Origin of the sequence: Streptomyces sp. NBRC 110028, assembly GCF_001417735.1 — a bacterium.
In the GTDB taxonomy this organism is placed as follows: Bacteria; Actinomycetota; Actinomycetes; order Streptomycetales; family Streptomycetaceae; genus Streptomyces.
In genome coordinates this window covers 194,308-212,569 of sequence record NZ_BBUZ01000031.1, presented here as the reverse complement: position 1 = coordinate 212,569, position 18,262 = coordinate 194,308, and the positions used below count along the sequence as shown (strand labels likewise).

At 72.4% G+C, this 18,262-nt stretch carries 16 protein-coding genes; 12 read left to right on the top strand and 4 right to left on the bottom strand.

The genetic code is table 11. From position 1 onward, the window contains the following. Window positions 1–127: 127 nt before the first annotated feature. From polA to ASC60_RS24100, 6 genes are all read left to right on the top strand, one after another. Window positions 128–2,863, top strand: coding sequence for a DNA polymerase I (gene polA / locus ASC60_RS24120; protein ID WP_055554329.1), 2,736 nt, complete (start codon window positions 128–130; stop codon window positions 2,861–2,863). 159 nt (window positions 2,864–3,022) lie between these two features. Continuing rightward, complete coding sequence (locus ASC60_RS24115) at window positions 3,023–4,834, top strand: lytic transglycosylase domain-containing protein (RefSeq protein WP_055554327.1); 1,812 nt, start codon at window positions 3,023–3,025, stop codon at window positions 4,832–4,834. Between the two features lie 386 nt (window positions 4,835–5,220). Beyond that, a complete protein-coding gene (locus tag ASC60_RS40955) occupies window positions 5,221–5,355 on the top strand; it encodes an SPW_0924 family protein (RefSeq protein WP_107097146.1) in 135 nt (44 codons plus the stop codon). A 17-nt stretch (window positions 5,356–5,372) separates the two neighbouring features. Further along, window positions 5,373–6,383, top strand: coding sequence for a DUF3068 domain-containing protein (locus tag ASC60_RS24110; protein WP_055554325.1), 1,011 nt, complete (start codon window positions 5,373–5,375; stop codon window positions 6,381–6,383). 49 nt (window positions 6,384–6,432) lie between these two features. Continuing rightward, the gene (locus tag ASC60_RS24105; RefSeq protein ID WP_234357101.1) at window positions 6,433–6,651 is read left to right on the top strand and encodes a hypothetical protein; all 219 of its coding nucleotides are present in this window, start codon (window positions 6,433–6,435) and stop codon (window positions 6,649–6,651) included. After that, entirely contained in the window at window positions 6,648–7,022 is a 375-nt protein-coding gene (locus tag ASC60_RS24100) for a hypothetical protein (protein WP_055554321.1), read from the top strand. The genes ASC60_RS24105 and ASC60_RS24100 overlap by 4 nt, the downstream gene beginning before the upstream one ends. Window positions 7,023–7,037: 15 nt before the next feature. Here the strand turns inward: ASC60_RS24100 and hrpB are convergent, their stop codons facing one another. Together hrpB and ASC60_RS24090 are read right to left on the bottom strand one after the other, a co-directional pair. Continuing rightward, entirely contained in the window at window positions 7,038–9,620 is a 2,583-nt protein-coding gene (gene hrpB / locus ASC60_RS24095; RefSeq protein WP_055554319.1) for an ATP-dependent helicase HrpB, read from the bottom strand. A 13-nt stretch (window positions 9,621–9,633) separates the two neighbouring features. Continuing rightward, complete coding sequence (locus ASC60_RS24090; RefSeq protein WP_055554317.1) at window positions 9,634–10,509, bottom strand: class I SAM-dependent methyltransferase; 876 nt, start codon at window positions 10,507–10,509, stop codon at window positions 9,634–9,636. A 363-nt stretch (window positions 10,510–10,872) separates the two neighbouring features. On the opposite strand from ASC60_RS24090, the gene rpsA reads away from it, so the two are divergent. The 4 genes from rpsA to ASC60_RS24070 all read left to right on the top strand — a co-directional run bounded on the left by rpsA (window position 10,873) and on the right by ASC60_RS24070 (window position 14,755). After that, entirely contained in the window at window positions 10,873–12,384 is a 1,512-nt protein-coding gene (gene rpsA, locus ASC60_RS24085; RefSeq protein ID WP_055554315.1) for a 30S ribosomal protein S1, read from the top strand. 253 nt (window positions 12,385–12,637) lie between these two features. Next, window positions 12,638–13,582 carry a PAC2 family protein gene (locus tag ASC60_RS24080; protein WP_055554314.1) on the top strand — a complete coding sequence of 315 codons (945 nt, stop codon included), beginning with the start codon at window positions 12,638–12,640 and terminating at the stop codon, window positions 13,580–13,582. Window positions 13,583–13,608: 26 nt separating this feature from the next. Further along, a complete protein-coding gene (gene coaE, locus ASC60_RS24075; RefSeq protein ID WP_055554312.1) occupies window positions 13,609–14,214 on the top strand; it encodes a dephospho-CoA kinase in 606 nt (201 codons plus the stop codon). A 172-nt stretch (window positions 14,215–14,386) separates the two neighbouring features. Beyond that, window positions 14,387–14,755, top strand: a complete 369-nt coding sequence (locus tag ASC60_RS24070) for a tetratricopeptide repeat protein (RefSeq protein WP_055554310.1) — start codon at window positions 14,387–14,389, stop codon at window positions 14,753–14,755. A 222-nt stretch (window positions 14,756–14,977) separates the two neighbouring features. On the opposite strand, the gene ASC60_RS24065 is transcribed toward ASC60_RS24070, so the two are convergent. Continuing rightward, window positions 14,978–15,253, bottom strand: coding sequence for a DUF6343 family protein (locus tag ASC60_RS24065; RefSeq protein ID WP_055554444.1), 276 nt, complete (start codon window positions 15,251–15,253; stop codon window positions 14,978–14,980). 115 nt (window positions 15,254–15,368) lie between these two features. Between ASC60_RS24065 and ASC60_RS24060 the strand changes: the two genes are divergently transcribed. After that, the gene (locus ASC60_RS24060) at window positions 15,369–16,502 is read left to right on the top strand and encodes an ADP-ribosylglycohydrolase family protein (protein ID WP_055554308.1); all 1,134 of its coding nucleotides are present in this window, start codon (window positions 15,369–15,371) and stop codon (window positions 16,500–16,502) included. Here ASC60_RS24060 and ASC60_RS24055 read toward each other — a convergent pair. Beyond that, window positions 16,487–17,707, bottom strand: a complete 1,221-nt coding sequence (locus tag ASC60_RS24055; RefSeq protein ID WP_055554306.1) for an aromatic acid exporter family protein — start codon at window positions 17,705–17,707, stop codon at window positions 16,487–16,489. The two genes, ASC60_RS24060 and ASC60_RS24055, sit on opposite strands and share 16 nt — an antisense overlap. A 79-nt stretch (window positions 17,708–17,786) precedes the next feature. Here ASC60_RS24055 and ASC60_RS24050 point away from each other — a divergent pair, with 79 nt between their 5' ends. Beyond that, entirely contained in the window at window positions 17,787–18,248 is a 462-nt protein-coding gene (locus tag ASC60_RS24050) for a type II toxin-antitoxin system PemK/MazF family toxin (RefSeq protein ID WP_079038573.1), read from the top strand. Window positions 18,249–18,262 lie beyond the last annotated feature (14 nt).

Here is an 18,262-nt window from a genome sequence, read left to right as displayed (position 1 = left end):
GTTGGGTGCCTTTCTCCTCTCGATCCTTTCATGAGTCACGGACTTTGGGACCACCCGGTGCGGTGGGCCGGTGCGGGTGGGCGGGAGGCGGGAGGCGTTGTCGGTGGGGCGTGGCAGGATCGGGGTCGTGGCAGAGAAAGCATCGAAGAAGACCGCAGCGCCCGCGCCCGACCGCACGGGGGACCGTCCCCGCCTGCTCCTGCTGGATGGGCATTCCCTGGCATACCGGGCGTTCTTCGCGCTGCCGGCGGAAAATTTCAGCACGACCACCGGCCAGACGACCAACGCGATCTACGGCTTCACCTCGATGCTGGCGAACACGCTGCGTGACGAGCAGCCCACGCATCTGGCGGTGGCGTTCGACGTCTCGCGCAAGACCTGGCGCTCCGAGCAGTTCACGGAGTACAAGGCGAACCGCTCCTCGACCCCGGACGAGTTCAAGGGGCAGGTCGAGCTGATCGGCGAGCTGCTGGACACGATGAACGTCACGCGCTTCGCGGTGGACGGCTTCGAGGCGGACGATGTGATCGCCACCCTTGCCACCCAGGCCGAGGCCGAGGGTTTCGAGGTGCTGATCGTCACTGGTGACCGCGATTCGTTCCAGCTGGTCAGCGACCATGTCACGGTCCTCTACCCGACCAAGGGCGTCTCCGAGCTGACCCGGTTCACCCCGGAGAAGGTGCAGGAGAAGTACGGCCTCACCCCGCGCCAGTACCCCGACTTCGCGGCGCTGCGCGGCGATCCGTCGGACAACCTGCCCGGCATCCCGGGGGTCGGTGAGAAGACCGCCGCGAAGTGGATCAATCAGTTCGGGTCGTTCCAGGAGCTGGTGGAGCGGGTCGACGAGGTCAAGGGCAAGGTCGGCGAGAAGCTGCGCGACCACCTGGAGGCCGTGAAGCTCAACCGGCAGCTGACCGAGCTGGTCAGGGACGTGGAGCTGGGCGTCGGCCCGGAGGGTCTCAAGCGCGTTCCGTACGACCGGGCCGCGATGGCGGTGGTCCTGGACGCGCTGGAGTTCCGCCACCAGAACTTCCGCGACCGCATCCTGGCCGTCGACCCCGGCGCGGCCGACGAGGAGCCGGCCGCCGCGGCCCCCGGCGTCGAGGTCGACGGGGTGACGCTGGGCGCGGGCGGGCTGGCGCCCTGGCTGGCGGAGCGCGGCGCCGAGCCGCTGGGCCTGGCCGCCGTGGACACCTGGGCGCTGGGCAGCGGCAGCGTCAGCGAGATCGCGCTGGCCACCGCGGGCGGGCCCGCCGTCTGCTTCGACCCCTCGGAGCTGGACGAGGCCGACGAGCGGGCCTTCGCGGCCTGGATCGCGGACCCGGACCGGCCGAAGGTGCTGCACAACGCCAAGGGCACCATGCGGGTCTTCGCCGAGCACGGCTGGTCCGTCGCGGGCGTCTCGATGGACACCGCGCTGGCCGCCTATCTGGTCAAGCCGGGCCGCCGTTCCTTCGAGCTGGACGCGCTGTCGGTCGAGTACCTGGGCCGTGAGCTGTCCCCGGCGGCGGCAGCGGACAGCGGGCAGCTCGCCTTCGGCGCCGACGAAGAGGCCGAGCAGGACGCCCTGATGATCAAGGCGCGTACGGTGCTCGACCTCGGCGAGGCGTTCCGGGGGCGGCTGGAGGAGGTCGGCGCCGCCGGGCTGCTGAGCGATGTGGAGCTGCCCACCTCCGAGCTGCTGGCCCGGCTGGAGCGCTCCGGCATCGCCGCCGACCGCGGCTGGCTGGACCGTATGGAGCAGCAGTTCGCGGGCGCGGTCCAGCAGGCGGTGAAGGAGGCGCACGCCGCGGTGGGCCACGAGTTCAACCTCGGCTCGCCCAAGCAGCTCCAGGAAGTGCTCTTCGGTGAGCTGGGCCTGCCCAAGACCAAGAAGACCAAGACCGGGTACACCACGGACGCCGACGCGCTCGCGTGGCTGGCCGCGCAGACCGACCACGAGCTTCCGGTGATCATGCTGCGCCACCGGGAGCAGGCCCGGCTGCGCTCCACCGTGGAGGGGCTGATCAAGACGATCTCCCCAAGTGGCCGCATCCACACCACCTTCAACCAGACCGTGGCGGCGACCGGCCGGCTGTCGTCGACCGACCCCAACCTGCAGAACATCCCGGTGCGCACGGACGAGGGCCGGGCGATCCGGCGCGGCTTCGTCGTCGGTGAGGGCTTCGAGTCGCTGATGACCGCCGACTACAGCCAGATCGAGCTGCGTGTGATGGCCCATCTCTCCGAGGACGAGGGCCTGATCGAGGCGTTCACCTCCGGTGAGGACCTGCACACCACGGTTGCCTCCCAGGTGTTCTCCGTCGACACCTCCGAGGTCGACCCGGAGATGCGGCGCAAGATCAAGGCCATGTCGTACGGCCTGGCGTACGGGCTGTCGGCGTTCGGCCTCTCCCAGCAGCTGGGCATCGGCGCGGACGAGGCGCGGCGGCTGATGGACAATTTCTTCGAGCGGTTCGGCGGCGTCCGCGACTATCTGCAGCGGGTCGTGGAGGAGGCGCGCGCCACCGGCTACACGGAGACCATGCTCGGCCGCCGCCGCTACCTCCCCGATCTCAACAGCGACAACCGGCAGCGCCGTGAGATGGCCGAGCGGATGGCGCTCAACGCCCCGATCCAGGGCACCGCCGCCGACATCGTCAAGATCGCGATGCTGAAGGTGGACGCCGCGTTGACGGCGGGCGAATTCTCGTCGCGGATGCTGCTCCAGGTGCACGACGAAATCGTGCTGGAGATCGCGCCGGGGGAACGGGAGCGGGTCGAGGAGCTGGTGCGGCGCGAGATGGCCGGTGCTTTCCACCTGCGTGCTCCGCTGGATGTGTCGGTGGGCGTCGGCGCCGACTGGGAGTCGGCCGCGCACTGAGGGGCGGCCGGTGGAACCGGCGGAACCGGCCAAATGTTCACCCCCGAATAGCGGCTGACAGGCGGTAGGCAGCGGTGGTCGCGGGCCCGAAGTTGTCGTAGTGTCACCAAGGTTGACGCGCGGGGGGAGCGCATCGTGTTCGACGGGAGGGACACACGGATGGCACCGCTTATCGGCCGACGTTTGCGTAAGGGGGCGGCCACGACGGCGGTGGCGGCGGCCGCGATGGCCGCCCTCACCGCATCTCAGGCGCCCGGGTTCGGGACCCAGGACCACGGTGACCGGGACCACCGGGACCGGGACCGGGCCAGTGGGGCGCCGTCGCCCGATACGCCGATCGACGGCGGCTCTTCGTACCACACCGATCTGCCGCCCCTGATCAAGCCGGACAAGCCGGGCTCCTCGATCGACCTGCCGGGGTTCCCGGGCAGCAGCACCAAGGCCGAGGCGGGGATACCGGCGAGCGTGCTCGCCGCGTACAAGAAGGCGGAGGCGGCGCTCCGGGAAGCCAAGCCCGGCTGCAACCTGCCGTGGCAGCTGCTGGCCGCGATCGGCAAGGTCGAGTCCGGCCAGGCCCGCGGCGGCAGCGTGGACCGCGAGGGGACGACCGTCAGTCCCATCCTCGGCCCGGCCCTCAACGGCAACGGGTTCGCCATGATCAAGGACACCGACGGGGGCGAGTTCGACGGGGACACCACCCACGACCGCGCCGTCGGGCCCATGCAGTTCATCCCGTCGACCTGGGCGAACTGGAGCCAGGACGGCAACGGCGACGGCCGTTCGGACCCGAACAACATCTATGACGCGGCGCTCGCCGCGGGCTTCTACCTGTGCGCCAACAACCGTGATCTGTCCGTCCAGGAGGACATCGACAAGGCGATCCTGGGCTACAACCACTCGCGGGAGTATCTGAACACCGTCCTGTCGTGGTTCGAGTACTACAAGCGCGGCACCCACGAGGTGCCCGACGGCACGGGCGTGCTGCCCTCGGAGAGGAGCGGCCCGTCGGGTGACGGCTCGAAGTCCGGCTCCAAGGGATCCGGCAAGGGCAACGGTTCCGGCAAGGACACGGGCAAGGATTCCCACCGGGGCAACGGCTCCGGCCGGGGCGACGGCGGTGCGCACACCCTGCCCAAGTCCGACGACAAGCCCGACGGCTCCACCACTCCCCCCTCGACCGACCCGGACGGCGACCCGGGGCAGACGCCCGTCCCGCAGCTCCCCAAGCCGCCGACCACACCGCCCACCACGCCCGCCCCCAAGCCCACCGGCACCGCCAAGCTGACCGCGGTCGGCGCCAAGCGGTTCACCGCCACCGCCGGTGGGACGTTCACCGGCACTCCCAAGGTCCACGCGGTGAACGCCGAGGGCAAGCCGGTGGCCGCGGCGCGCGTGAAGTACGAGATCCGCGGCGAGACGGGCGCCCGCTTCCTCGGCCTCGTCCGCTCCGTCACCGTGCTCACCGGCGCGGACGGCACCGCCACCGCCCCCAAGCTGCTCGCGGGCGAGCAGACCGGCTCCTTCACCCTGCGCGCCACGGCCGTCGGGCGCGAGCAGGTGGCCCCGGTCGACTTCGCCGCGTCCGTCAAGGCCCGTCCCGTACCGCGGGCCGACGCCCTGGCCCGCCTCGGGGACGGCGTCCTGAAGGCCGGGACCGGCGGCTCGTTCGCCGATCTCCTCACCGTCAAGGCGACCAACAAGGGCAAGGTCGCGGCGGGTGTCCCGGTCACCGCGACCATGATCACCGACGCCAAGAAGCCCGAGCCGAACGACAAGGGCCCGTACTTCCTCGACGCCAAGGGCAAGCCGGTCCGCACCCTGACCGGTCTGAAGACCGACGCCCTCGGCCGGCTGACGCTTCCGAAGATCCTCACCGATGAGCACGCGGGCACCTATCTGCTCCGCCTCACCACGGCGAACGGCACCGTCCTGGACGTCGAGCTGACGGTCACCCCGGCCGCCGCCTCCTAGGGCGTGTTTCGAAAGCCCCGCCTGCCCCGCGACGCCTGGCACGCACGCTCGCTGCGTTGTCGGGATCGTCCGAGTAGGCCCACTACGAGGACGACCCTCCGCCTTGCGATCGCACGCACCAGACGCCGCGGGGCCCGCCCTCCGGGCGGACGGCGCTACTTTCGAAACACGCCCTAGCGGGCCGCCGCCCCCGGGCACACTTCGCGCCGCCCCCGAGCCCCACCGGGCCCGGGGGCGGCGCTGTTGTGTGCCCGGGCGGCGCGCGTTCGCGTTTCGGGCTTGCGTGTTCTCATCTGCGCCCCCCGTTGCTACGGTGCCCCAGCCCCGGCCGAGCTGACGTCGCGTCAGGTTCAGGCCGTCTCGTACCGGAACCACGGGAGGCCCGCATGCGCGCCCTCGTCGCCGCCGCGATCGGACTCGCCGCCGCCCTCGCCCTCGTCCTCACGGTGACGGCCATCGGCGCCCCCGACGGCACCACCTCCCCCAAGCCGCTGCTCACCACCGTCCCCGAGCACCCCTGAGGGAGGGACGCCCCGCCATGCGCCGCAAAGCCAGCCTGGTACTGCTCGCCTTCGCCGTCTTCTTCGCCGCCCTCGCCCCGCTGGTGCGCTGGTACGCCTTCCCCCGGCTCGCCAAGATCCCGCCCAGCGAGTACCAGACGGCCGTCCTGGAGGCCCGCCCCGCCACCCTGCTCGACTACGCCACCATGAAGCCCCGCACGGTCCCCGGGATCAGCATCGTGCAGACCCTGCGCGGGAACGTGCCGGCCGCGAAGAAGGTCGGGAAGGAGACCGGGCGCGACGTCGTCGTCTGGGACGCCCTGTCGTACATCCAGGGCCCCGACGGCGCGATGGTCTCCCGCATCCCCGAGCGCTACGTCTTCGACGCCCACTCCCAGGACCCGGTCCACGCGGGCGGCGAACACGTCGACGGCGACGCGGTGCGCCGCGAGGGCATCGAGTACAAGTGGCCCTTCCTCACCGAGAAGCGCGACTACCGCTACTTCGACGCCCAGACCCGCACCTCCGCGCCCATCCACTACAAGGGCACCCGGAACTTCCGCGGCCTGACGGTGTACTACTTCGAGCAGACCATTCCCTGGACCAGGGTCCCGCTGCCCAAGACCATGCCGGTCGCCGGCATCACCCCCGAGACCGTCCGCAAGGCCGGAACCTCCCGCTGGTACACCACCAAGCGCATGTTCTGGGTCGAACCCACCACCGGAGCGCCCGTCAACGGGCAGGAGATCCACCGCGAGGAACTGCGCGGCGGCACCCTGCTGGGCGGCCGGGACCGGGTGACCGTCTTCTCCGGCCACGTGAAGATGCGCGAGGACTACATCGCCCACACGGTCGACATGGTCACCTCCCAGCGGCAGCTGGTCCTGGCCTTCACGACGTACGTGCCCTGGGGCTTCGGCGCGCTGGGCACCGGACTGCTCGCGCTCGCGCTGCTGCTGGAGGCGCGCGGCCGGTCCTCGTCGTCCGGGGTGCCGTCGAGGGGCGGGCGGCGACGGCTCGTCAACCTCCGTCCCCGCGTTCCCTCCTGATAGTGACGCCGGTAGTACTCTCGGTAGTTGGCTGGCTAGCATGCGCTCCATGCCGGGTATCACGATCGAATTCACCGAGCAGGAACTGGCCGAGCTGCGCGCGGAGGCGAAGGAGAAGGGCGTTGCCATCAAGCGCCTCGCGCACGACATACTGACCGAGGACGTCGTGCGGCGGCGTCAGAAGCAGCGCTTCGTCGAGGGCGCCGTGCGCTTCGCCATGGGCTACAAGGCCGAGTTCGAGCGGGAGTTCCCGGAAGGGCTGCGTTGATCCTGTACGTCGACGCCGGCTGGGTGCTCAACGTCCAGGTCGATGTTTCCCCGGTGAACACCCCCGTGCGTGACTGGGGCGCACTCCACTGCATGAGCGAACGGCACCGTTACGAGCGGTTCGCGGGCGAGCCGTACTACGAGGAGGCCGCGGCGCGCGCCGCGACCTTCCTCCACACCTCGCTGATCCTGGAACCCTTCTCCGACTACAACGCGGTGATCGGCGCGGCCTGCGCCCAGATGTACCTGGAGGAGTCCGGCGAGGCGATCGCCCCGCCGCCCGGCGCGATGGTGGGGCTCATCCGCGACATACGGGACAACCGGTTCCGCCTCAGCGAGACCGCCCGGCGGCTGCGCGCCTGGGCCGTATGAGCCAGGGGCGGTGGTTCAGCGGCGGGCGTTGGTGCGCCGCGTCGGCTCGGCCCTCGTCGGGTCCTCCGGCCACGGATGCTTGGGGTAGCGGCCGCGCAGCTCGGCCCGTACGGACCGGTAGCCGTCCCGCCAGAACGACGCCAGATCGGCCGTGACCGCGGCCGGACGCCCCGCCGGTGACAGCAGGTGCACCAGCAGCGGCACCCGCCCGCCCGCGATCCGCGGCGACTCCTGCCAGCCGAACAGCTCCTGCAGCTTCACCGCCAGCACCGGCTGCCCGTCCCCGTACTCCACCCGCACCCGGGACCCGCTCGGCACCTCGACCCGCTCCGGCGCCAGCTCCTCGAAGCGCGCGGCGTCGCCCGTCGCCCACGGCAGCAGCCGGGCCAGCGCCTGACCGGCGTCCACCCGCTCCAGATCCGCCCGCCGCCGGGCCCGGCCCAGCTCCACGCCCAGCCACGCGTCCGGGTCCGCCAGCAGCGCCGCCTCCGACACGTCCGGCCAGGGCGCCCCCAGCTCCCGGTGCAGGAACGCCATCCGCTGCCGTGCCGCCGTGGCCTGCCCGGACCAGCGCAGCAGCCCCGTCCCCTCCCGGCGCAGCCCCTCCAGCAGCGCCGCGTGCACGAGCGCCGGGTCGGGCGCGGCCAGCGGCCGGGCCACCAGCTCGATCGCCCCGAGCCGCGCCACCCGGCGGGCGACGACGTCCCCGTCGGCCCAGTGCACCTCCTCGCCGTCCGACCCCAGCGCCGCGGCCGCCGTACGGGCCGTCTCCTCGTCGGTGACGGCGGCGAGCCGGACCCGCGCCGACGCGGCGGACACCGGCCGGTCGGCGACCGCCACGGCCAGCCACGGCGCACCGCCCAGCCGCGACCCGTCGCCCAGCTCGGCCCCGGTCCCGGCCGCCATGAGGTAGGCCCGCCCGCCCCGCAGCCGAGCCACCCGCTCGGGGAACGCCAGCGCGACGACCAGCCCGGCGACAGCGTCATCGCCCCGCGCCGAGCCGCCGCGGTCCGGCCGGCCGGTGCCGGCAGGGGCGGCGTCGTTCCCGGCCACCGCGCGCTCCAGGCGGCGGGCCTCCTGGCGCCAGCGGGTCGCGTACGGGTCGCCGGCGCGGCGGGCGGTGCGCCAGGCGGCGGCCAGGTCGTCGCCGTAGTCCCGTGGCGGCTCCTCGCTCAGCAGGGCCACCACCTCGGCCGCCCGGCGGGCGCCGACCTCGGGCGCGCCGTCGATGAGGGCGCGGGCGAGGCGGGGGTGGAGGCCGAGCCGGGACATGCGGCGGCCGCGCCCGGTCGCGCGGCCGCCCGCGTCGACGGCGCCGATCGCCGTCAGCACCTCCCGCGCGGCCGTCATGGCCCCGCCGGGCGGCGGGTCGAGCAGGGCGAGGCCGGACGCGTCCGGGTCGCCCCAGCACGCGGCCTGGAGCGCGAAGGCCGTCAGGTCGGCCTCGGCGATCTCCGGGGACGGGAAGCGCGGCAGCCGGGCGTCCTCGGCCTCCGGCCAGCAGCGGTAGACCGTCCCCGGCGCCTCGCGCCCGGCCCGGCCCGCGCGCTGCCGGGCCGCGGCCCGTGATGCCCGTACGGTCGTCAGCGCGCTCAGCCCCCGCGCGTGGTCCATGCGCGGCTCACGGGCGAGACCGCTGTCGACGACGACCCGTACGCCCGGCACGGTCAGGCTCGACTCGGCGACCGAGGTCGCCAGCACCACCCGCCGCCGGCCGCCGTCCGCGCCCGCGAGCACCGCTTCCTGTACGGCGGCGGGGGCCCGGCCGTGGACCTGGAGGACCTCGGCACCGACGCCGCCCAGCAGCCTCGCCACCCGGCCGATCTCGCCGACGCCGGGCAGGAAGCACAGGACGTCGCCGGACCGCTCCCGCAGCGCACGCCGCACCACGTCCGCGACGTGGTCGAGCAGGGCCGGGTCGACGCGCATTCCGTGCGGCGGGCGTACGGGGCGTACGGGCGGCGTCCACACCACCTCGACGGGGTGCGACACGCCCGGGGCCGAGACGACCGGCGCGGGCTGCCCGCTGTCACCCCCCTCGCCCAGCAGCCGCGCCCACCCCTCCGCGTCGGTCGTCGCCGACGCGGCGATCAGCCGCAGCTCCGGGCGCAGCGTGGCCCGGACGTCCAGCAGGAAGGCGGCCGCCGTGTCGGCGTCCAGGTGCCGCTCATGGCATTCGTCCAGCACGACGGCGTCGACCCCGGCCAGCTCCTGGTCCCGCTGCAGCCGCTGCACCAGCACACCGGTGGTGACCACCTCGACCACGGTGCGGGGCCCGGCCTGCCGCTCCCCGCGTACGGTGAAGCCGACCCGTTCGCCGGTCCGCTCGCCGAGCAGCCACGCCATGCGCCGCGCGGCGGCCCGCGCCGCGATCCGGCGCGGCTCGGCCACCAGGACCCGCCGCCGCACCGGCGCGCCGCCGCCATCCACCGGCGGTCCGGCGCCGTCCAGCAGCCCGGCCAGGACGAGCGGCACCAGCGTGGTCTTACCGGTCCCGGGCGGTGCGCACAGCACCGCCGACCCCCGCCGGTCGAGCGCGCTCAGCAGCTCGGGCACGGCTTCGCGGACGGGGAGCTGCCCGAGGACGTCCGTACGCATGCCCGCCCCCCGCTCAGTCCTGCTCGCAGACGAAGACGGCCGTGCCGGGGATGAGGCCCCCGCGCAGCGGGGACCAGCCGCCCCACTCCTGACGGTTCCAGGAGGGCCATTCCGGTTCCACGAGGTCGATAAGCCGGAAGCCTCCGGCCACGACGTCCCGTACCCGGTCACCGAGGGTCCGATGGTGCTCGACATAGACGGCACGGCCCGCGTCGTCCTGTTCCACATAGGGGGTGCGGTCGAAGTACGAGCCGGAGACGCTCAGCCCCTCGGGCCCCGGCTCGTCGGGGAACGCCCACCGCACCGGATGTGTCACCGAGAACACCCACCGGCCACCCGGCCGCAGCACCCGGCGCACCTCGCGCATCACCCGTACCGGCTCCGCCACGAAGGGCACCGCCCCGTACGCCGAGCAGGCGAGGTCGAACGAACCGTCGCGGAAGGGGAGCGCGGTCGCGTCGGCCTGGACCAGCGCGATCCCGGACGAGCCGGGGGCAGGGGCCCCGGTGTCGATCCGCTGGGCGTGCCGCAGCTGCCGGTGGGAGATGTCGAGGGCCACGGGGCGGGCCCCGCGCGCCGCGAGCCAGCGCGAGCACTGCGCCGCGCCCGCGCCCACCTCCAGCACGTCGCGGCCCTTCAGCCGGTCCGCGGGGCCGAGCAGCCCGGCCTCCTCCTCGTCCAGCCCCTCCGGGCCCCATATGAAGCGGTCGTCGCCGAGGAAGGCGCCGTGTTCCTCCTGGTACTCGTCCGCGTTGCGGTCCCACCAGCCGCGGCTGGCCCGGCTGCTCTCGGTGTCGTCGGCGATCCGGCGGGTGGCGGTGGGTTCGAGGGCCTCGTCGGCGCTCTGGGGGGCCTCGAAGGCACCGTTGGGCTCGTGTTCTTGGACCATGGGGCGCGTCGTCGTACTCTCTGTATCGACCTGTGGCCGCGGGGCACGGCAAGGGACCGCGTCGCAGCAGTGACTTGCACATTGCCGGGTTCGGGGCGTTAAGCCCCACGTGCGCTCTTCGTGCATTGACCATGCCCGGCCGCCCCCGTATGCTACAAGTTGCGCTGCGGGCCTGTGCGACTCAGACGGAGCAGGCCGCGCTCGCATCTGTTGTATGTCCCCTCGGTTGTCGAGGCGTTTTCGGTCTCTCAGAAGGTTCCGGAAGATCACGCCTCGCAGGCTGTCCGGCTTCGGCGGTGCGATAAAGGGTCCTCGGCGTAGCAGTACCTACGACTCAATGTCCGTACCGGAGCCCTTTCCCACATGACGAGCAGCACCGAGGCAACCCGCACCACCCCGCAGGTGGCGGTAAACGACATCGGTTCCGAGGAAGCCTTCCTCGCCGCGATCGACGAGACGATCAAGTACTTCAACGACGGCGACATCGTCGACGGCGTCATCGTGAAGGTCGACCGGGACGAGGTCCTGCTCGACATTGGTTACAAGACCGAAGGCGTCATCCCTTCCCGCGAGCTTTCGATCAAGCACGACGTCGACCCGAACGAGGTCGTGGCCGTCGGCGATGAGATCGAGGCCCTGGTTCTCCAGAAGGAGGACAAGGAAGGCCGCCTGATCCTCTCGAAGAAGCGCGCCCAGTACGAGCGTGCCTGGGGCACCATCGAGAAGATCAAGGAAGAGGACGGGATCGTCACCGGTACCGTCATCGAGGTCGTCAAGGGTGGTCTCATCCTCGACATCGGCCTCCGCGGCTTCCTCCCCGCCTCCCTGGTCGAGATGCGCCGTGTCCGCGACCTCCAGCCCTATGTGGGCAAGGAGCTCGAGGCGAAGATCATCGAGCTGGACAAGAACCGCAACAACGTGGTCCTGTCCCGCCGCGCCTGGCTGGAGCAGACCCAGAGCGAGGTCCGTCAGACCTTCCTCACCACCCTCCAGAAGGGTCAGGTGCGCTCCGGCGTCGTCTCCTCCATCGTCAACTTCGGTGCCTTCGTGGACCTGGGTGGCGTCGACGGTCTGGTCCACGTCTCCGAGCTGTCCTGGAAGCACATCGACCACCCGTCCGAGGTCGTCGAGGTCGGCCAGGAGGTCACGGTCGAGGTCCTCGACGTCGACATGGACCGCGAGCGCGTCTCCCTGTCGCTCAAGGCGACCCAGGAAGACCCGTGGCAGCAGTTCGCCCGGACCCACCAGATCGGTCAGGTGGTCCCGGGTAAGGTCACGAAGCTCGTGCCGTTCGGTGCGTTCGTCCGCGTGGACGAGGGCATCGAGGGTCTGGTCCACATCTCCGAGCTGGCCGAGCGCCACGTGGAGATCCCGGAGCAGGTCGTCCAGGTCAACGACGAGATCTTCGTCAAGGTCATCGACATCGACCTCGAGCGCCGCCGCATCAGCCTCTCGCTGAAGCAGGCCAATGAGGCCTTCGGTGCCGACCCGTCCGCGGTCGAGTTCGACCCGACCCTGTACGGCATGGCCGCGTCCTACGACGACCAGGGCAACTACATCTACCCCGAGGGCTTCGACCCCGAGGCCAACGACTGGCTCGAGGGCTACGAGAAGCAGCGCGAGGAGTGGGAGCGTCAGTACGCCGACGCGCAGACCCGCTTCGAGCAGCACCAGGCGCAGGTCATCAAGTCCCGCGAGGCCGACGAGCAGGCCGCTGCCGAGGGTGCGGGCAGCGCTGCCCCGGCGCCCGGCGGGCAGGCTTCCGGTGGCGGCGGCGGTTCGTACTCCTCGGAGTCGGCCGACAACTCCGGCGCCCTGGCGTCGGACGAGGCGCTGGCCGCGCTCCGCGAGAAGCTGGCCGGTGGCCAGAGCTGAACCACTGTGCCGCTGACTTGATCGCCGGCGGCGCAGGCTAGATCGAGTGTGAGGCCCGCTCCCCTCAGGGGGAGCGGGCCTCACGCGTTCCTCGCGGCTGTCCTCGCGCCTGTCCTCGCCTGTCCTTGCATGTCCTCGCATGTTCCGGGGCGCGGACGGCCATGATGCGCACAGGAGTTGTGGCCGGGGTCCGGGAATGCGCCCGCCCCCGCGCGGTGTTTTCGCGTACGGAACACAAGGAGGAGCGGTCACAGTGCTTGATCCGCAGGATTTGTACGCGTGGGAACCGAGCGGACTCGCGGAAGTCGACGCGATAGCCTCCCGGGATTCGGCCGGGCTGGTGCTGCTCTACCACTTCGACGGTTACATCGACGCGGGGGAGACCGGCGACCAGATCGTGGAGCGGCTGCTCGACGGGCTGCCGCGGCAGGTCGTCGCCCGCTTCGATCACGACCGGCTCGTCGACTACCGGGCCCGGCGCCCCCTGCTCACCTTCCAGCGCGACCACTGGACGGATTACGAGACCCCGGCGATCGAACTCCACCTGGTGCGGGACGCGACCGCGGCACCCTTCCTGCTGCTGTGCGGGCCCGAACCCGACGTGGAGTGGGAGCGCTTCGCGGCGGCGGTGCGGCAGATCGTCGAGCGGCTCGGCGTGCGGCTCGCCGTGAACTTCCACGGCATCCCGATGGGCGTTCCGCACACCCGGCCGGTGGGCCTCACCCCACACGGCAACCGCACCGATCTGATGCCCGGCCATCGAGGCTACTTCGACGAGGCCCAGGTGCCCGGCAGCGCCGAGTCGCTGATCGAGTACCGGCTCGGCGAGGCGGGCCACGACGTTCTCGGGGTCGCCGCCCACGTCCCCCACTATCTGGCCCGATCCGCCTACCCCGACGCGGCGCTCACCGTGCTGGAGGCGGTCACCGCGGCCACCGGCCTGGTGCTGCCGGGCGCCGCCCACGCGCTGCGCAACGAGGCGCTGAAGACGCAGGAGGAGATCGAGCGGCAGGTCTCCGAGGGGGACGACGAACTGGTCGCGCTCGTCCGGGGCCTTGAGCACCAGTACGACGCGGTGGCCGGGGCCGAGAGCCGCGGCAACCTGGTCGCGGAGTCGGCCGAGCTGCCGTCGGCGGACGAGCTGGGCGCCGAGTTCGAGCGCTTCCTGGCCGAGCGGGAGGGCGAGAGCGGCGCCTGAGCGGCGGTCCGTATAGCGTGGGCCCCATGCTGAAGCTGGGGCTCACGGGCGGTATCGGCGCGGGCAAGAGCGAAGTCTCGCGGATCTTGGTCTCTTACGGCGCGGTGCTGATCGATTCCGATCGGATCGCCCGTGAGGTGGTCGAGCCGGGAACTCCTGGCCTCGCCGCCGTCGTCGCCGAGTTCGGCCCCGAAGTGCTGATGGACGACGGCCGGCTCGACCGGCCGAAGCTCGGCGGCATCGTCTTCAACGACCCCGAGCGGCTGCGCGCCCTGAACGCCATCGTCCATCCCCTGGTCCGCGACCGCTCCGCCGAGCTGCAGGCGGACGCCGGTCCGGGGGCGGTGGTCGTCCACGACGTCCCGCTGCTCGCCGAGAACGGTCTGGGGTCCCTGTACGACCTGGTACTGGTCGTCGACGCCACGCCCGAGACCCAGCTCGACCGGCTGGTCCGGCTGCGCGGCATGACCGAGGACGAGGCGCGGGCCCGGATGGCGGCCCAGGCGACCCGCGAGGAGCGGCTGGCCGTCGCCGACGTCGTGATCGACAACGATGGCCCGCTGGAGCGGCTGGAGCCGCAGGTCCGGAAGGTCTGGGCGGAGCTGGTGGAGCGGGCGGCCGCCACGGACTGAGGGGGCGGGCCGTGCTTGCCGGGCGGACCGTGCTTGCCGGGCGGGCCGAGCGGGAATGTGGCGCACCGGGTGGTTGTTGTGCCGCCCGTACCACCGATCACCACCCGATCACCACCGAGGGATCACCGCACACGGGACCTATGATCACGTAAGCCCGGGGAAGGAAGCGGCCGTGTCCGAGCCCACGCCCGAGACCCATGTCATCGACTACCGCGCCGCGGAGCAGCTGCTCGCCGCCCGAGATCCGCGAGGCGCCGTCAAGCTGCTCGACTCGGTCATCACCGCCCACCCCGAGAACACCGCGGCCCGGCTGCTGCGGGCCCGCGCGTTCTTCGGATCGGCCCAGCTCCGTGCCGCGGAACTCGAATTCCACATCGTTCTGGAGCGCGAGCCGGACAACGCGTTCGCCCACTTCGCCCTCGCCCGTACGCTGGAGCGCGCCGACCGCCGGGACGAGGCCACCCGCCACTTCCGCCTCGCCGCGGCGCTCGATCCGCGCCCGGACTTCGTGGAGGCGGCGCGGTTCGACGAGCAGGCCTGAGCCCGCCCGGGGGTGGTGGCGTGGCGCCACTGGGTCCTGTCCGGCGGATCTTCGTGGGTCAGCCCGCGGCGTCTGGTGCAGGGGGCACCTCCCAGCGGTAGCCGGGGGAGCATCGCGAGGCGGAGGGTCGCCCTCGTACCGGGTCGTACTCGGGCGATCCCGACAACGCGGCGAGGCGCCGCGCCAGGCGTCGCGAGCCCGCGAAGATCCGCCGGTCAGGGCCTAGCGCCGCCGCCCCCTGACCGGTGCGTACGGGGGCACGTCCCGCCCCGGCTGGTAGTGCGGCCCTTGCCGGATGTGCCGGATGACCAGGGCCAGGTCGATCACCGTGATGGCGGCGAGCGCCGCGCAGGCGGCCGCCCAGCCCGGTCTGCCCGCCAGCACGAAGGCCACCGTGCCGCCGACGGTCCACAGCAGCCCCCAGGACGCCAGCCACAGCCGCGCCCGCAGCGGAGTGCGCGCATGGGCGGGCTCATCGCCCGTCCGGATGAATCGCATCGACATCGCACCGTCTCCCTCTTCGACGCTACCGCGACAGCGCTGTCGGTGCGGCCTGCGATCATGTGCTGAGCACAGGAGGTGTGCACCCACCGCGCACGACGAGGAGCCGCACGTGATCCACCAGTCCTGGGACGAGTCGGCCGCCCGGCGGTCCCGTATCCGCGGCTGTCTGCTGGGCGGCGCGATCGGCGACGCCCTCGGCAATCCGATCGAGTTCAGCTCCCTGCAGGGGATCCGGGCGGCCCACGGCGAGGCGGGCGTCACCGGCCTCGTCCCGGACGGGAGCGGCACCGCGGGCCGGATCACCGACGACACCCAGATGACCCTGTTCACGGCCGAGGGGCTGATCCGGGCGCACGCCCGCGCGTCCGTCGAGGGCAGCGGGGGCACCGAGATCGCCGTCGTCCGCCAGGCGTATCTGCGCTGGCTCGACACCCAGAACTACCCCGAGCCGCCGCCCCCGAGGACCGCGGACGACATCCGCCGCACCGGCTGGCTGCGCACCCACCCGTGGCTGTACGCCCGCCGTGCGCCGGGCAGCGCGTGCCTCTCCGGCCTCCACGAGGGCCACGTCCCCGCCGCGGACCACCCCCTCCACGGCGCCCCGGGCCCGGTGAACTCCGGCTCCAAGGGCTGCGGCACCGTGATGCGATCGGCCCCGTTCGGCCTCACCGGCCTGCCCGCCCGCGAATGCTTCGAACTCGCCGCCCGCTGTGCCCAGATCACCCACGGCCACCCCACCGGCTACCTCGCGGCGGGTGCCCTGGCCGCGATGGTCGCGTACCTCCTGGAGGGCGACTCCCTGGAGGGCGCGGCTCTGCGCACCCTGGAGCTGCTGCGGACCTACCCGCGTCACGAGGAGACCACCACCGCCCTGCGCCGCGCGCTCGACCTGGCCGCCGACGGCGACCCGACCGCGGAGAAGGCCGAGTCGCTCGGCGGCGGGTGGATCGCCGAGGAGGCGCTGGCCATCGGGGTCTACGCCGCCCTGGCCCACACCTCGCCCGAGGCGTCGCTGCTGCTGTCCGTCAACCACTCGGGCGACAGCGACTCGACGGGCTCGATCTGCGGCAACCTGCTCGGCGTCCACCACGGCGACCTGCGCCTGCCACCCTCCTGGCTGGCGCGGGTGGAGGGCCGCGGCACGATAGCCGAGCTGGCCGACGACCTCGCCTTCGCCTTCCACCCCTCCGCCGAGCCGCACGACGACACGGTCTTCCCCCGCGACCGCTACCCGCTCAACTGACCGCGCCGGTCGCCGCCGATGCGGCGCCGGAGTTTGTGGAGGGCGGGGAAGCGCTCGCGGTTCTCGCGGGTGCTGCGGTCGAGTTCTTCCATGAGGCGGCGGGAGCGCTGCTCCATGTCCAGTTCGGCGAGGATGCGGTCGACCTCGGCGAGCAGGGCGCCGTGGAGCTGCCATTGGCCCGGGTGGCGCTGGACGCGGCGGAGGAGGAGGTGGGCGGCCTTGTCGCGGCTGGTGTGGGCCCGGGACAGCTCGGTGGCCAGGTGGGATTCGGCCTCCTCGGCGTTGGCGCTGATCGGGCTGGTGACCAGGATGGCGAAGCTTTCGACGGCGGCGGCGGTGGAGCGGAAGAGGTCCTCCAGCGCCTCGGCCACGTCCGCGGGGAAGAGGGGTTCGTCCGTCCGCTTCTTGGCGAGGTCGGTGAGGGTGCGGGTCAGGACGCGCAGGACGACCGTGCAGATCTCCAGGGTGTCCAGTCCGGTGCGCAGCACCACCCGGTGCAGCAGGCCCTCCTTGACCCGGGGGTTGAGGCGGACGCTGTCCTCGGCCTGCCGGAGAGCGGCGTCGACCTGGGAGATGTCGTGGTCGAGGCGGCGGGCCTCGTGGAGGCGGGCGGCGGCGCGTTCGACCGGGGTGTGGCTGCCCAGCTCCTCGCCCATGTGCAGCAGGAGCTGACGCATCCGGCGGGCGAGGTCCACGATGGACTCGCCGGCGGTGCGGACCCAGACGGGCGGTGCGAACAGGAAGTTGAAACCCAGTCCGACGACGGCCCCGATCAGGGTTTCCAGCACCCGGTCCCAGGCGGTGGTGGTCACCTGGCTCACGCCGAGGACGAGCATGGCGCTGATCGCCACCTCGGGGACGAACTCGCTCACCCGTGCGAAATGCCCGGCCGTCAGCGCGGCGAGAATGATCAGACCCAGGCTCCACCAGGTCAGCCCGACCAGGATGGAGAAGGCGATGGCGAGCAAGACGCCCACCACCACGGCGTTCACCCGGCGGATTCCGGTGGTGAGGGTCGCGAAGAGGGTCACCTGTACCACGAGCAGCGCGGTGAGCGGGGCGGTCAGCGGGGCCGATTCGTTGCTCAGCTGGAGGGCGACGACGTAGGCGATGGTCGCGGCCGCCGCGGAACGCAGGGTCTGGACGACGACGGGGTCGTTGCGGCGCTTGACGAGGTCCGCCACCGGGTCGAGGGCATCAGGCACATGCTTGTCCCTTCCCGCTGCGCCCGGAACGGCCACCGCGCCGCCGCCCGGCCACCTCGGACGGGTTAACGTGTGCGGCGTGATCAGGCCATTCAAGGGAACCGAAGACGACGAGGCGCTGCCCGGGAGCACCGGCCCCGCCGCCACCGTCGAAGCCGAGCCGCGCCAGGTCGGGCGGGTACGGACCGAGTACGCACCGGATCCGGACGGGGACCCCGACCCGGGGGAGATCGTCTGGACGTGGGTTCCGTACGAGGAGAACGACGGCCGCGGCAAGGACCGGCCGGTGGTGGTCGTCGCGCGGGAGCGCGGCGGCACGCTGCTGGCCGTACAGCTGTCGAGCAAGCGGCATGACGACGACCGCGAATGGGTGGGGATCGGCGCCGGGCCGTGGGACCGGGCCGGGCGCGACTCCTGGGTCAACCTGGACCGCGTGCTGCGGGTGCATCCGGAGGGCATGCGGCGCGAGGCGTGTGCGCTGGACCGGCCGCGCTTCGACCTGGTCGTGATGCGGCTGCGGCAGCGGTACGGCTGGACTTGAGCTCCTGCCGGCGA